At 67.2% G+C, this 14,957-nt stretch carries 12 protein-coding genes; 7 read left to right on the top strand and 5 right to left on the bottom strand.

The window, feature by feature from the left end; genetic code table 11:
- Positions 1-9 precede the first annotated feature (9 nt).
- The 5 genes from CAG33_RS04370 (at position 10) to gcvH (ending at position 5,812) form a co-directional block, all read left to right on the top strand.
- Complete coding sequence (locus tag CAG33_RS04370) at positions 10-1,227, top strand: 2-octaprenyl-3-methyl-6-methoxy-1,4-benzoquinol hydroxylase (RefSeq protein WP_170929955.1); 1,218 nt, start codon at positions 10-12, stop codon at positions 1,225-1,227.
- Positions 1,228-1,407: 180 nt separating this feature from the next.
- Positions 1,408-2,412: an extracellular solute-binding protein gene (locus CAG33_RS04365; protein ID WP_085581060.1), complete on the top strand. Its 1,005-nt coding sequence runs from the start codon at positions 1,408-1,410 to the stop codon at positions 2,410-2,412.
- Positions 2,413-2,523: 111 nt separating this feature from the next.
- Positions 2,524-4,140: an iron ABC transporter permease gene (locus CAG33_RS04360; RefSeq protein ID WP_085630137.1), complete on the top strand. Its 1,617-nt coding sequence runs from the start codon at positions 2,524-2,526 to the stop codon at positions 4,138-4,140.
- Between the two features lie 156 nt (positions 4,141-4,296).
- Positions 4,297-5,379 carry a glycine cleavage system aminomethyltransferase GcvT gene (gene gcvT, locus CAG33_RS04355; RefSeq protein ID WP_085581056.1) on the top strand — a complete coding sequence of 361 codons (1,083 nt, stop codon included), beginning with the start codon at positions 4,297-4,299 and terminating at the stop codon, positions 5,377-5,379.
- 49 nt (positions 5,380-5,428) lie between these two features.
- Positions 5,429-5,812 (top strand): glycine cleavage system protein GcvH, encoded by a 384-nt coding sequence (gcvH, locus tag CAG33_RS04350; protein ID WP_085581054.1) that lies wholly within the window; start codon positions 5,429-5,431, stop codon positions 5,810-5,812.
- A 55-nt stretch (positions 5,813-5,867) separates the two neighbouring features.
- Here gcvH and CAG33_RS04345 read toward each other — a convergent pair whose 3' ends face one another.
- The gene (locus CAG33_RS04345; RefSeq protein ID WP_085630135.1) at positions 5,868-7,010 is read right to left on the bottom strand and encodes a DegT/DnrJ/EryC1/StrS aminotransferase family protein; all 1,143 of its coding nucleotides are present in this window, start codon (positions 7,008-7,010) and stop codon (positions 5,868-5,870) included.
- Between the two features lie 154 nt (positions 7,011-7,164).
- On the opposite strand from CAG33_RS04345, the gene gcvP reads away from it, so the two are divergent.
- Complete coding sequence (gcvP, locus tag CAG33_RS04340; protein WP_085637105.1) at positions 7,165-10,038, top strand: aminomethyl-transferring glycine dehydrogenase; 2,874 nt, start codon at positions 7,165-7,167, stop codon at positions 10,036-10,038.
- 253 nt (positions 10,039-10,291) lie between these two features.
- On the opposite strand, the gene CAG33_RS04335 is transcribed toward gcvP, so the two are convergent.
- From CAG33_RS04335 to CAG33_RS04325, 3 genes are all read right to left on the bottom strand, one after another.
- Positions 10,292-10,609 (bottom strand): DUF2388 domain-containing protein, encoded by a 318-nt coding sequence (locus CAG33_RS04335; protein WP_085581048.1) that lies wholly within the window; start codon positions 10,607-10,609, stop codon positions 10,292-10,294.
- A gap of 71 nt (positions 10,610-10,680) precedes the next feature.
- A complete protein-coding gene (locus CAG33_RS04330; RefSeq protein ID WP_085581046.1) occupies positions 10,681-12,465 on the bottom strand; it encodes a GspE/PulE family protein in 1,785 nt (594 codons plus the stop codon).
- Positions 12,466-12,557: 92 nt separating this feature from the next.
- On the bottom strand, positions 12,558-12,896 hold the full coding sequence (locus CAG33_RS04325) for a hypothetical protein (RefSeq protein ID WP_085581044.1): 339 nt from the start codon (positions 12,894-12,896) through the stop codon (positions 12,558-12,560).
- A gap of 126 nt (positions 12,897-13,022) precedes the next feature.
- Here CAG33_RS04325 and CAG33_RS04320 point away from each other — a divergent pair, with 126 nt between their 5' ends.
- Complete coding sequence (locus tag CAG33_RS04320; RefSeq protein WP_085581042.1) at positions 13,023-13,487, top strand: Lrp/AsnC family transcriptional regulator; 465 nt, start codon at positions 13,023-13,025, stop codon at positions 13,485-13,487.
- A gap of 88 nt (positions 13,488-13,575) precedes the next feature.
- Here CAG33_RS04320 and CAG33_RS04315 read toward each other — a convergent pair whose 3' ends face one another.
- Positions 13,576-14,943, bottom strand: coding sequence for an inorganic triphosphatase (locus tag CAG33_RS04315; protein ID WP_085637102.1), 1,368 nt, complete (start codon positions 14,941-14,943; stop codon positions 13,576-13,578).
- Between the last annotated feature and the right edge of the window lie 14 nt (positions 14,944-14,957).

Raw genomic sequence — 14,957 nt, 5'->3', positions numbered from 1 at the left:
AGCATGGAAATGCGCGCAGATCTGCTGATTGTCGGAGCCGGAATGGTCGGCAGCGCCTTGGCGCTGGCGTTGCAGGGCAGCGGGCTGGAAGTCCTGCTGCTCGACGGCAGCCCGTTGAGCGTCAAACCCTTCGATGCGCAGGCGCCGTTCGAACCGCGGGTCAGCGCCCTGTCGGCGGCCAGCCAGCGCATCCTCGAGCGCCTGGGCGTGTGGGACGGCATCGTCCAGCGCCGCACCAGCCCCTACACCGACATGCACGTCTGGGACGGCAGCGGCACCGGGCAGATCCATTTCTCGGCCAGCAGCGTGCACGCCGGCGTGCTCGGCCACATCGTCGAGAACCGCGTGGTGCAGGACGCCTTGCTCGACCGTCTGCACGACTGCGACCTGGGCCTTCTGGCCAATGCCCGGCTGGAGCAGATGCGCCGCTCCGGCGACGACTGGCTGCTGACCCTGGCCGACGGCCGCACCCTGCGCGCGCCGCTGGTGATCGCGGCGGACGGCGCCCACTCGGCGGTGCGCCGCCTGACCGGCGTCGCCACCCGCGAATGGGATTACATGCACCATGCCATCGTCACCAGCGTGCGCAGCGCCAAGCCGCACCGGATGACCGCCTGGCAGCGCTTCACCGACCACGGCCCGCTGGCGTTCCTGCCGCTTGAGCGTGACGGGCAGCAGGACTGGTGCTCGATCGTCTGGTCGACCACCCCAAGCGAGGCCGAGCGCCTGATGGCGCTGGATGAAACGGCGTTCTGCCGGGAGCTGGAGCGGGCGTTCGAAGGCTGCCTGGGCGAGGTCGTCAGCGCCGACCCACGCCTGTGCGTGCCGTTGCGCCAGCGGCACGCCAAGCGTTACGTGGCCGAAGGCCTGGCGCTGATCGGCGATGCGGCGCACACCATTCACCCGTTGGCCGGGCAGGGCGTGAACCTCGGTTTCCTCGACGCCGCCGTGCTGGCCGAGGTGCTGCTGCAGGCGGCCGAACGCGGCGAACGCCTGGCGGACGTGAAAACGCTGAGCCGCTACGAACGCCGGCGAATGCCGCACAACCTGGCGCTGATGGCGGCGATGGAAGGCTTCGAGCGCCTGTTCCAGGCCGATCCGCTGCCGCTGCGCTGGCTGCGCAACACCGGGCTGAAGATGGTGGAGCAGATGCCGGAGGCCAAGGCACTGTTCGTGCGTCAGGCGCTGGGGCTGACCGGGGACTTGCCGGACCTGGCCAAGGCCTGAGAAAGGGATGGCGGCTGACCCGCCGCCATCGCCAGCAGGCGGGCTCCCACCCGGATGCGGGGTGATGGCGAATCCCGGGCTGTGCAACATCTGGTAACTCCTTCGAACAGCGTTCGATTGAGTCGGTAAATGTGAGTCCTTATCATTTGGCCCACTTTTCCCGACCGAGAGACCGCTCCCATGTTGGCACCCAAGCGTCTTCTGACCGCACTGGCCCTGACCCTGATCGGCAGCACCGCCGCCCAGGCCGCTGACGAGGTGGTGGTCTACTCCTCGCGCATCGACGAACTGATCAAGCCGGTGTTCGACGCCTACACCGCCAAGACCGGAGTGAAGATCAAGTTCATCACCGACAAGGAAGCGCCGCTGATGCAGCGGATCAAGGCCGAAGGCGACAACGCCGTCGCCGACCTGCTGCTGACCGTCGACGCCGGCAACCTCTGGCAGGCCGAGCAGATGGGCATTCTCCAGCCGTTCACCTCGAAGGCCATCGACGCCAACATCCCGCAGCAGTACCGCGCCTCCAGCCATGCCTGGACCGGCCTGAGCCTGCGTGCCCGCACCATCGCCTACTCCACCGAGCGGGTGAAGCCGGGCGAACTGACCACCTACGAAGCCCTGGCCGACAAGAACTGGGAAGGCCGCCTGTGCCTGCGCACGGCGAAGAAGGTCTACAACCAGTCGCTGACCGCCACGATGATCGAGACCCACGGCGCCGAGAAGACCGAGAAGATCCTCAAGGGCTGGGTCAACAACCTGTCCACCGACGTGTTCTCCGACGACGTCGCGGTGCTGGAGGCGATCAACGCCGGCCAGTGCGACGTGGGCATCGTCAACACCTACTACTACGGCCGCCTGCACAAGCAGAAGCCTGACCTGCCGGTGAAGCTGTTCTGGCCGAACCAGGCGGACCGCGGCGTGCACGTCAACCTGTCGGGCATCGGCCTGACCAAGCATGCGCCGCACCCGGAAGCGGCCAAGGCGCTGGTGGAGTGGATGACCACGCCTGAGGCGCAGAAGATCTTCGCCGACGTGAACCAGGAGTTCCCGGCCAACCCGGCGGTGAAACCGTCCGAGGAAGTGGCGGCCTGGGGTCAGTTCGTGGCCGACACCCTGCCGGTGGAAGTGGCGGGCAAGCGCCAGGCCGAGGCGATCCGCATGATGGACCGGGCCGGCTGGAACTGATACCGACCATTCCCGTACCCTGCGTCGCATCGCCGAAAGCGTGACGCAGCGCGTCACAGAATGTGTGCCCACGCCGAGCGTGGGCACAGTCATTTGAACGAGAGTCTTTACTTGGCCCACCCCGCCCAACGCCGCTGGTATCCCATCGTCTTCGCCATCGCCGCGCTGGTGCTGCTGCCCCTGAGCGTCCTGCTGCTGTCGTGGCAGAGCGTCGATGCGCAGATCTGGTCGCACCTGTGGGACACCCAGATGCCGCGCCTGTTGGGCAACACCCTGACCCTGGTGCTCGGCGTCGGCGTCGGCGTGACGCTGTTGGGCGTGAGCCTGGCCTGGCTCACCAGCCTGTGCGAGTTCCCCGGCCGGCGCTGGCTCGACTGGGCGCTGATGCTGCCGTTCGCGGTGCCGGCCTACGTGCTGGCGTTCGTGTTCGTCGGCCTGCTGGACTTCGCCGGCCCCGTGCAGACGTTGATGAGGGAGTGGTTCGGCAGCGGCCTGCGCCTGCCCCGGGTGCGCTCCACCGGCGGGGTGATCGTGGTGCTGGTGCTGGTCTTCTATCCCTACGTCTACCTGCTGGCGCGCACCGCGTTCCTGGCCCAGGGCAAGGGCCTGATGGAAGCGGCGCGGGTGCTCGGCCAGTCGCCGTGGCAGGCGTTCTGGCGGGTGGCGCTGCCGATGGCGCGGCCGGCCATCGGCGCGGGCGTGGCGCTGGCGCTGATGGAGACCCTGGCGGATTTCGGCGCGGTGTCGGTGTTCAACTTCGACACCTTCACCACCGCCATCTACAAGACCTGGTACGGCTTCTTCAGCCTGTCGAGCGCGGCGCAGCTGGCCAGCCTGTTGCTGCTGGCGGTGATGCTGGTGCTGTACGGCGAGCGCCGTGCGCGCGGCGCCAACCGGGCAGGCAACGAGCGGCCGCGGGTCAAGGCGCTGTATCACCTGCGAGGCCCCAAGGCCTGGGCGGCGACCGGGTGGTGCGTCCTGGTGTTCGCTTGCGCGTTCGTCATCCCGGTGCTGCAACTGGCGGTGTGGTTCTGGCGGCGCGGGCGGTTCGACCTGGATGAGCGCTACGCCGGACTGATCCTGCACACGCTTTACCTGGGGGCGCTGGCGGCGCTGATCACCGTCGGTGTGGCGCTGCTGCTGGCCTTCGCCCGGCGCCTGGCGCCGACGCCGGCGATCCGCTCCGGCGTCAGCCTCGCCAACCTCGGCTACGCCTTGCCCGGGTCGGTGCTGGCGGTGTCGATCATGCTGGCCTTCAGTTACCTGGACCGGGTGCTGGTGATTCCGCTGTCGGCCTGGTTGGGCGGGGCGGGCAAGCCGTTGCTGCTGGGCAGCCTGGCGGCGTTGCTGTTGGCGTACCTGGTGCGCTTCATGGCGGTGGCCTACGGGCCGCTGGAAAGCAGCCTGGCGCGTATACGGCCTTCTTTGCCCGAAGCGGCACGTAGCCTCGGGGTGGGTGGGCCGCGGTTGTTTTTCAAAGTGTATCTGCCGCTGTTGCTGCCGGGCACGTTGAGCGCAGCGCTGCTGGTGTTCGTCGATGTGCTCAAGGAAATGCCCGCGACCTTGCTGATGCGCCCGTTCGGCTGGGACACGCTGGCGGTGCGGATCTTCGAGATGACCAGCGAAGGCGAGTGGGCGAGGGCGTCGTTGCCGGCGCTGACCCTGGTGCTGGTCGGGCTGTTGCCGGTCATCGGCCTGATCCGCCGTTCGGCCCACCGAAACGGCTAGGTGCCAGCCCCGTGCCTTGCGGCTACAATGCGCGGCATTCGGTGCGGTCAGTCTGACAGAAACAGTTGCTGAGATCGGCTCAAGGCCTTGTGTTCCAAGGCTTTCATCCTGTGCAGCGGCTGCCCGCGCCTTCGCCACGCCCGGAAGGAGAAACCCATGGGACAGCGTACGCCTCTGTATGACCTTCACCTCGCCCTCGGCGCGAAGATGGTCGATTTTGGCGGTTGGGACATGCCACTGCATTACGGCTCGCAGGTCGAGGAGCACCACGAGGTGCGCCGCGATTGCGGGGTGTTCGATGTTTCCCACATGACCGTGTTCGATGTCACCGGCCCCCAGGCCAAGGCCTGGCTCCAGTACCTGCTGGCCAACGACGTCGAACGCCTGCACAGCCCCGGCCGTGCGTTGTACAGCGCCATGCTCAACGAGCGCGGCGGCATCGTCGACGACATGATCGTCTACCGCCTCGACGACGGTTACCGTCTGGTGGTCAACGCCTCCACCCGCGACCAGGACCTGGAGTGGATGCAGGCGCACCTGCCCGGCCTCGACGTGCGCCTGCGCGAGCGTCCCGAACTGGCGATGCTCGCCATCCAGGGCCCGCAGGCCCGGCACAAGGTGGCTGAACTGGTGAGCCAGTCCCGCGCCAACCTGATCCATCACCTCAAGCCCTTCGAAGGTCGCGCCGACGGCGAGTGGTTCATCGCCCGCACCGGCTACACCGGCGAGGACGGGCTGGAGATCGTCCTGCCGGCCGCCGAGGCGCCGGGTTTCTTCAACGACCTGGTGGGCGCTGGCATTTCCCCCATAGGCCTGGGCGCCCGCGACACCCTGCGGGTCGAGGCCGGCATGAACCTGTACGGCCAGGACATCCACCAGGACGTTTCGCCGCTGGCCTCGAACATGGCTTGGAGCATCGCCTGGGAGCCGGCCACCCGCCGCTTCATCGGCCGCGATGCGCTGGAGGCCGAAAGGGCCGCCGGCGTGCAGCACAAACTGGTGGGCCTGGTGCTGGAGGAGCGCGGCGTTTTGCGCGCCCATCAGGTGGTGCGCATCGCCGATGTTGGCGAAGGGGAGATCACCAGTGGTAGTTTCTCTCCTACGCTGAGCAAGTCGATCGCCCTGGCGCGTCTGCCGATGGCGACCGCCGACCGCGCCGAAGTGGAAATCCGCGGCAAATGGTATCCGGTGCGGGTGGTCAAGCCGACCTTCGTGCGCCACGGCAAAACCTTGATCTAATCTATTGCGGCGGGTACGACCGCTGACCTAATCCTTGAGGACACCGAAGATGAGCAATATCCCCGCCGACCTGCGTTACGCCGAAAGTCATGAATGGGCCCGCCTGGAAGCCGACGGCACCGTCACCGTGGGCATTAGCGACCACGCCCAGGCTGCGCTGGGCGACGTGGTGTTCGTTGAGCTGGCTGAAGTGGGCAAGGTCTTTGCCGCCGGTGATGCGGCCGGCGTCGTCGAGTCGGTGAAAGCCGCCTCCGACATCTATGCGCCGGTGGGCGGCGAGGTGATCGCGGTCAACGAAGAACTGGCCGATTCGCCGGAGCTGCTGAACGAAGAACCTTACGACTCGTGGATCTTCAAGCTCAAGCCAAGCGACAAGTCCGAGCTGGACAAGCTGCTCGACGCCGCCGCCTACAAGAAGGAAATCGGCGAGTAACCCCAGCGCGACACCCCGAAGCCCCGATCCGTCGGGGCTTTTTCATGCCCGCCGTTCAGGCGCCGCGCAGCACGGCCTTCACCGCCGCCACCGAGCGTTCGACGTCCGCCAGGGTCATGGCGGTGAACATCGGCAGTGACACGATCAGCCGGCCGACCCGTTCCGCCACCGGCAGCATGCCTTCCTTGAAGCTGCGCTCGCGGTACAGGCTCAGCAAGTGGATCGGCGGGTAGTGGTAGCCGATGCCGATGCCCAGGGCCTGCATCTGCTCCATGAAAGTCGCCCGCGCCGGCTGCCCGTCCTGGCGTTCCGGCAGCACCAGCTGGAACAGGTGCCAGTTGCTGTTCTCGAAGTCCGCCGGGGGCAGCTGTGCGCCGAAGGTCGCTTCGAAGTCGTCGCCGAAGCAGCGGAAGTAGTGCCGGGCGAGTTCGCGCCGGTGCGCGGTCAGGGCCTCGATGTGGGCGAACTGGCCCAGGCCGATGGTGGCGGCCACGTCGGTCATGTTGAACTTGCCGCCCAGCACATCGACGTCCAGACCGTCGAAGCCGTTGCGGGTGACGCCCTGCAAGCGGTACTTCTCCGCCAGCCGCGCCTCTTCGGGGGTGTTGAGCACCAGGCAACCGCCCTCGGCGCAGGTGACGTTCTTGTTCGCCTGAAAGCTGAACGACACGAAATCCCCGGTGGCGCCGATGCGCCGGCCGTTCCAGCTGGAGCCCAGGGCCTGGGCGGCGTCTTCGACGATGCGCAGGTTGTGCCTGCGGGCGATGGCGTACAGGCGCTCCATGTCCACCGGCAAGCCGGCCAGGTATACCGGGATGACCGCTTTGGTGCGCGGGGTGATCGCCGCTTCCAGCCGGTCAAGGTCGATGTTGCGGGTCACCGGGTCGATGTCGGCGAACACCGGTGTCGCCCCGACCTCCAGGATCACGTTGGCGGTGGCCACCCAGGAGATCGGCGTGGTGATCACCTCGTCCCCGGGGCCGATGCCGGCGATGCGCAGGGCGATCTCCATGGTGCAGGTGCCGGAGTTGAACGTGCGCACCGGGCGCCCGCCGAAGTAGTCTGACAGTTGCGCTTCGAAGGCCTGGACCTTCGGCCCGCTGGTGATCCAGCCCGAGCGCAGCACATCGCCCACAGCGGCGATGGTGGCGTCGTCGATGACAGGTTTGGAGAACGGCAGGAACGGAGGTTGGCTCATGGGGATCGGTCGTCCATTGGTGGGGCCGGATGCAGGCTGCACAGCATGCGCCTGCCCGGCGCGTCGCGCCAAGCCGTCCGTGACGGCATCGGCTGCTATGCTGGTTTGACCGTGTCGCATTGACGCCGAGCGCCAGCCAAGAAGAGAGCCCGTCATGTCCAAGATGCCGTCCTTGAGCCAGTTACGCGACCCCCAGGCCTTCCTCCGTCGCCACCTGGGCCCCGATGCCGCCGAACAGCAGGCGATGCTCGACAGCCTGGGCCTGGGCAGCCGCGTCGAACTGATCGAGCAGACGGTGCCGCCGGGCATCCGCCTCAACCGTGAACTGGATCTGCCGCCGGCGCTGGACGAACAGGCGGCCCTGGCGAAGCTGCGCGGGTACGCCGAGCAGAACCAGGTCTGGACCAGCCTCATCGGCATGGGCTACCACGGCACCGTCACCCCGGCCGTCATCCTGCGCAACGTGCTGGAGAACCCCGGCTGGTACACCGCCTACACGCCGTATCAGCCGGAGATCGCCCAGGGCCGGCTCGAAGCGTTGCTCAACTTCCAGCAACTGATCATCGACCTGACCGGCCTGGAACTGGCCAACGCCTCGCTGCTCGACGAAGCCACCGCCGCCGCCGAGGCCATGGCGCTGGCCAAGCGGGTGGCGAAGTCCAGGAGCAACCTGTTCTTCGTCGACGAGAATTGCCACCCGCAGACGATTTCCGTGGTGCGCACCCGGGCCGAAGGCTTCGGTTTCGAGCTGATTGTCGAGGCTGTGGATAACCTCAAGCAGCATCAGGTGTTCGGCGCCTTGTTCCAGTACCCCGACACCCACGGCGAAGTCCGCGACCTGCGGCCGCTGATCGACCACCTGCACGCGCAGCAGGCGCTGGCCTGCGTGGCCGCCGATCCGCTGAGCCTGCTGTTGCTGACCCCGCCGGGCGAACTGGGCGCGGACGTGGTGTTCGGCTCCAGCCAGCGCTTCGGCGTGCCGATGGGCTACGGCGGCCCGCACGCGGCGTACTTCGCCACCCGCGAGGAGCACAAGCGGGCGATGCCGGGGCGGATCATCGGGGTGTCGAAGGACGCCCGCGGCAACGTCGCACTGCGCATGGCCCTGCAGACCCGCGAGCAGCACATCCGCCGGGAGAAGGCCAACTCGAACATCTGCACCGCCCAGGTGCTGCTGGCCAACATCGCCGGGTTCTATGCGGTGTACCACGGGCCGGAGGGCCTCAAGCGGATCGCCCAGCGGGTGCACCGGCTGACGTGCATCCTCGCCGCCGGTCTGGCCCGGCATGGCGTCGACCGGGTCAACGACCACTTTTTCGACACCCTCACGCTGGAGGTGGGCGGCGCGCAGACCGCGATCATCGAAAGCGCCAAGGCCGCGCAGATCAACCTGCGGATCCTCGGCCGCGGACGGCTGGGCCTGAGCCTCGACGAGACCTGCGACGAACAGACCGTGGCGAAATTGTTCGATGTGCTGCTGGGGGCCGATCACGGCCTGAGCGTCGAGGCGCTCGACGCGGAGAACGTGGTGTCCGGGATCCCTGACGCCCTGCAGCGCAGCACGCCGTACTTGCGCCACCCGGTGTTCAACGCCCACCACAGCGAAACCGAGATGCTGCGCTACCTCAAGCAGCTGGAGAACAAGGACCTGGCGCTCAACCAGTCGATGATCCCGCTGGGCTCCTGCACCATGAAGCTCAACGCCACCAGCGAGATGATCCCGATCACTTGGCCGCAGTTCGCTCATCTGCACCCGTTCGCCCCCCGGGAGCAGGCAGTCGGCTACACGCTGATGATCGAGGAGCTTGAGCGTTGGCTCTGCGCGATCACCGGGTTCGACGCGATCTGCATGCAGCCCAACTCCGGCGCCCAGGGCGAATACGCCGGGCTGCTGGCGATCCGCAAATACCACGAGAGCCGGCAGCAGGGCGGGCGCGACATCTGCCTGATCCCGTCCTCGGCCCATGGCACCAACCCGGCGTCGGCGCAGATGGCGGGGATGCGGGTGGTGATCGTCGAATGCGACGACGCCGGCAACGTCGACCTGGATGAACTCAAGGCCAAAGCGGCCGAGGCGGGGGACAAGCTGTCCTGCCTGATGGCGACCTACCCCTCGACCCACGGCGTGTACGAGGAGGGCATCGGCGAGATCTGCGAAGTGATCCACCGGCACGGCGGCCAGGTGTACATGGACGGCGCCAACCTCAACGCCCAGGTCGGGCTGGCCCGGCCGGCGGACATCGGCGCCGACGTGTCGCACATGAACCTGCACAAGACCTTCTGCATTCCCCACGGCGGCGGCGGGCCGGGCATGGGCCCGATCGGCGTGCGGGCGCACCTGGCGCCGTTCGTCGCCAACCATCCGGTGGTGCCGCTCGACGGCCCGCAACCGCAGAACGACGCGGTGAGCGCCGCGCCGTGGGGCAGCGCGAGCATCCTGCCGATCAGCTGGATGTACATCGCCATGATGGGGCCGCAACTGGCGGACGCCAGCGAAGTGGCGATCCTGGCGGCCAATTACCTGGCCCGGCACCTGTCCGGCGCCTTTCCCGTGCTGTACACCGGCCGCAACGAACGGGTGGCCCACGAGTGCATCCTCGACCTGCGGCCGCTCAAGGCCCTCACCGGCATCAGCGAGGAGGACGTCGCCAAGCGTCTGATGGATTACGGTTTCCATGCGCCGACCATGTCCTTCCCGGTGCCGGGCACGCTGATGGTCGAACCGACCGAGAGCGAGTCGAAGGCCGAACTGGACCGGTTCATCGGCGCCATGCTCAGCATCCGCGCAGAGATCACCGAAGTGCAGAACGGCAACTGGCCGGCCGAGGACAACCCGCTCAAGCACGCGCCGCATACCTTGGCGGACATCACCGGGGTGTGGGAACGGCCCTACAGCATCGAGCAGGGCATCACCCCGGATGCGCACACCAGGGCGCACAAGTACTGGCCGGCGGTGAACCGGGTGGACAATGTCTACGGCGACCGGAACCTGTTCTGCGCGTGCGTGCCGGTGGACGACTACCGCTGAACCCCTGTGGTCGCTGGCGGTGGGTCAGGCACGGGTGATGCTGGATGTGCCGGCCACATCGCTTGCAGGCAGCTCCCACAGGTCTTTGCGGTGGCCGCAGATCCTGCATGCGCTCCGCGCACTTTGTGGGAGCCAGCCTGCTGGCGATGGCGTCAGCCCAGGCTCCACAGGGCGAAACCCACCCAGTCGTTCCCGCAGAAACGCGGGCAAAAAAAATGCCGCTCCCGGGAGCGGCATTTCTGTGGGGCAAGGCTTACTCGGAAGCCACGGCGTTCTTCGCCAGGATCGCGTTCGCCAGTTCCATGTCCGACGCCTGCAGGCCCGGGTTGTCGGCGCGGACCTTCTGCATCGCGGCTTCCAGGTACGGGCCGCGGATGCTGCCTTCGCTGGCGACGAAGCTGCCGGCATCGTCTTGGGCGGCGACGATCAGTTTGTGGTCCTTGAAGGTCAGGTAGGTCGAGCCGGTGGTGGCGCCGGACGAGATGACGTTACGCCAAAAGCTGTCGGCCATCGCTGAACCAACGGGAAGGGACAGCAGGGCAAGGGTGGCGACAGCAAGTTTGAGACGCATGGTGGATGACTCCGCTGGGGGGTGATGACTGTGCCGTTGGATCGCCGCTCCCGGGTCGAGTTCCGTGACGGCTAGCGCTGCTCGCTCTGCGGCGTCACCCGCAGCACTTCCTCGATGGTCGTCAGCCCCGCCGCGACCTTCTGCGCCCCCGACAGCCGCAGGCTGCGCATGCCTTCCTTGAACGCTTGGCGCCGGATGGCCGTGAGGTCGGTGTCGGGGGTGATCAGGGCCTTGAGGCCGTCGCTCAGTTGCATGATCTCGTAGACGCCGGCCCGTCCGTGGTAACCGGTGTCGCGGCATTCCAGGCAGCCGACGGAGCGTTGCGCGTTGCCCGGCAGCGGCGCCTGCCATGGCCGGGTCAGGGACTGCCAGCCGTCGTCGTCGAGGGTGAGCGGCGCCTTGCAGTGCGGGCACAGGGTGCGCACCAGGCGCTGCGCCATGACCCCGAGCACCGTGGCCTTGATCAGGTAATGCGGCACGCCGAGCTCCAGCAGGCGGCTGATGGCGCTGGGCGCGTCGTTGGTGTGCAGGGTCGACAGCACCAGGTGCCCGGTGAGGGCGGCCTGGATCGCCATCTCGGCGGTTTCCAGGTCGCGGATCTCGCCGATCATGATGATGTCAGGATCCTGCCGCATCAGCGCCCGCACGCCGGCGGCGAACCCCAGGTCGATGTTGTGCTGCACCTGCATCTGGTTGAACGCCGGCTCGACCATCTCGATCGGGTCTTCGATGGTGCAGAGGTTGACCTGGGGCGTCGCCAGCTTCTTGAGCGTGGTGTAGAGCGTGGTGGTCTTGCCCGACCCGGTGGGCCCGGTCACCAGGATGATGCCGTTGGGCTGGCGGGTCATGTCCTGCCAGCGGCGCAGGTCGTCGGCGGAAAAGCCCAGCTGGTCGAAGTCCTTGAGCAGCACTTCGGGGTCGAAGATCCGCATGACCATCTTCTCGCCGAACGCCGTGGGCAGGGTCGAGAGGCGCAGCTCGACCTCGCCGCCGTCCGGGGTCTTGGTCTTGACCCGGCCGTCCTGGGGCTTGCGCTTTTCGGCGACGTTCATCCGGCCCAGGCTCTTGAGGCGGCTGACGATGGCCATCGTCACCTGCGGCGGGAACTGGTAGACGTTGTGCAGCACGCCGTCGATGCGAAAGCGCACCGTGCCTTGCTCGCGGCGCGGCTCGATGTGGATGTCGCTGGCCCGCTGCTGGAACGCGTACTGGAACAGCCAGTCGACGATGTTGACGATGTGCGCGTCGTTGGCATCCGGCTCCTGGTCGCTGGCGCCGAGGTTGAGCAACTGTTCGAAGTTGCCCAGGTGGCCGCCCTGCTGGTCGGCGCTGCTGGCGCCGCTGACCGACTTGGCCAGGCGGAAGAACTCGACGCTCAGGCGCTGGATGTCCGCCGGGTTGGCCACCACCCGCTTGACCGGCAGCTTCAGCACGTGGGTCAGGTCGGCCTCCCAGCCCCGGACGTAGGGCTGGGCGCTGGCCACGGTCACCGCGTCGCGGTCGACGGCCACCGCCAGGATCCTGTGGCGCTGGGCGAAGGCGTAGGACATCAGCGGAATGACGGCCGCCACGTTGATCTTCAACGGGTCGATGCGCAGGTACGGCTGGCCGGCCTGCTGGGCCAGCCACAGGGTCAGGCCTTCCAGGTCCAGGTGCCGGCCCGGGCGGCTGAGGTCGTCCAGCTGCTGGCCGGCGATGAACTCCAGCGGGTGCAGGGGGTTGTGGGCGCCTTGGCGGCGGCGCGCGTTCAGCGCCTGTTCGGCGGCGTCCTGGCTGATGAAGCCCTGGGCCACCAGTTCACGCAAGACATCGTTGAGATCCAGCCAGCGATCCTGAGCGGCGAGTTGAACGGACATGCGGACACCTTTTGAACGACAGTGCGCCAAAGGATAGCCGCGGCCCCGCAGACCGTTGGGCCACTACCGGGCGCAAGCCGTTTCGGGATCTTTCAGCCAGCCGCCTGCACCGGTGCCGTCCGCGCCGCATCGGCATTGTGCAGCGTGACCGAACAGACGCTGACCAGGTTGCCCAGCTTCTGCGCGATCACCTGGGCGCGGTGCCAGCTCAGCCCGCCCATGACGATGTCGATCGACAGCAGGTCGTCCAGCCGCTGCAGGTTGAACTGTTCAGGCGTCAGGCATTGCAGGGCGAACAGGTTCAGCACGCGCACCGGCAGATCCGGTTCAGCTTCGGCGAGGATCCGGTATTGCGCCAGGCAATGGGCGTTGCGCGCGCTCCACGCATCGGCGCGGGGCGAGGGGGTGTTCACGGCTTCGAGGTGGGGCATGGCGGCTCTCCGGATTCGGTGGAGAAATTTTTGCACGATGCGCCGGGCATTTCTTATCTAAGATGGGCAAATTGGCGGATTGGCCGACAGGTTCTATTTCGCATCCGATGATTGTGAGGATTATTTATGCACAGCGAGCTGGACAGCTACGACCGGCGCATTCTCGCCCTGCTGCAAGCGGACGCTTCCTTGTCCAGCGCGCAGATCGCCGAACAGGTGGGGCTGTCGCAGTCACCCTGCTGGCGGCGGATCCAGCGGATGAAGGAGGAGGGGATCATTCGCGGCCAGGTGACCTTGCTCGACCGCAAGAAGATCGGCCTGAACACGCAGATCTTCGCCCAGGTGAAGCTCAACGCCCACGGCCGCTCGAACTTCACCGAGTTCACCGAGGCGATCCGCGGCTTCCCGGAGGTGCTGGAGTGTTACGTGCTGATGGGGGCGGTGGACTTCATGCTGCGCATCGTCGCGGCGGACATCGAGGCGTACGAGCGGTTCTTCTTCGAGAAGCTGTCGCTGGTGCCGGGGATTCAGGAGGTGAATTCGATCGTGGCGCTGTCGGAGATCAAGTCGACCACCAGTCTGCCGGTCTGAGGGTCTTCGTCGAGGGGGAGAGCCTCACCGCGAGCAGGCTCGCTCCCACAGGGGATTTGTGGGAGCGGGCCTGCCGGCGATGGCGGGATCACAGGCGCAGCAGGGTCTTCCAGGCGCGGTTCTGATAGACCGCGATCGCCTGATGCTTGCGGGCATCGAGCGCTTCGTCGGTGATCGGCTGGTTGGCCAGTTGCGCCAGTTTGTTCAGTTCGCCGTACAGGCGATCCATTTCGGCGATCTCCAGCACGTCGCGCGCGTGGTGCAGCCACACCTGGATGCGCTCGATGCGCGGCAGCTGTTCGGCCAGGTCTTCCGGCTGCTGCTGGTAGCGCTGCAACTGCAGCGAACCGGCTTCTTCACTCAAGAGGCGAGGCAGCCAGCTCTGCAACTGGGCCGAGCCCTGGCGGTCGCCGCGGGTGGTGCGTTGGGCGGTCCAGCCGCGGGCCAGCAGCCAGCGTGAGGCGTTCAGCGAGAACAGGCCCCAGCGCGGGTCTTCCAGCTCTTCGAGGAACTGTTCCGGCGCGGCCTTGCGCACGTCTTCGTCGTCCAGGCCGGCCTGCACCAGCGGGCGCCAGTCTTCCAGCAGGGCGTCGAGCGCCGCGCGCAGGTCGTGGGTCGACGGTCGCGGCGTGGCCTGGCCGAGGCTGCTGAGCAGGGCGCGCAGTTCCGCCAATTGTTCGACCCAGTCCTGCAGCAGGCGCCAGTGGCCGTTGAAGCGATACTGTTCGGCCAGCCGCTGGCTGCTGCCGAGCAGGTGCCAGCCCAGGGCGGCGAACGCGTCGTCGAGCGGGGTCTCGGCGGTCAGTTGCGGCGCCGGCAGGCTCAGCGAGTAGCTGCCGGCGTCGTACAGGCGGTAGCCGCGCTCGGCCTTGCTGATGTCGCACGGCATCAGGGCCAGGGTCTCGGCCAGTTCGGCGGCCAGTTCCAGCAGCGCGGCGGGTTCGCCTTCGCGCAGTTCCAGTTCCAGCTCGCAGATTTCTTCTTTCTGTTTGCCGACCACCACGTGGCCCAGGTCGAGGGCGGCTTCGATGACCACCTTGGCCTTGCCGCGGCCCCAGGCGATCTCGGCGCGCTCGCGGACGAAATCGGTGGTGAAGATCGGCTTGAGGGTTTTCTTGTCCAGTTCCGCGAGGGACTCGGGCCAGCATTCGCCGTCGAGCTTCTTCACATCGAGCTTGGCCTTGGCCAGGTGCCAGTCGTACTCGTTGCGCTCGGACAGGCCGGCGACGCTCTGGCCGCGGGTCTTGAGGGTCTGGATCACTTCGTCGCCGTCCTTGCGCAGGCGCAGGGCGACCTTGGCCTGGGCCAGGTCGCGCTCGGGGGTGTCGAAGTACTGGTTCATCAACTCACGGCGTTCCCAGCCATTTTTGTTGCGTTTTTTCAGAAGCGGGTGCTCGCGCAGGGCGGCGAGGGTTTCGCGGCTGACGCGGAGTTTGATTTCGGTTTCTTTCTGCATGGCCGGAAAATCCA

Source organism: Pseudomonas sp. B3(2017) (assembly GCF_002113595.1).
Lineage (GTDB): Bacteria > Pseudomonadota > Gammaproteobacteria > Pseudomonadales > Pseudomonadaceae > Aquipseudomonas > Aquipseudomonas ekonensis.
This window is presented reverse-complemented; position numbering and strand designations above follow the sequence as displayed.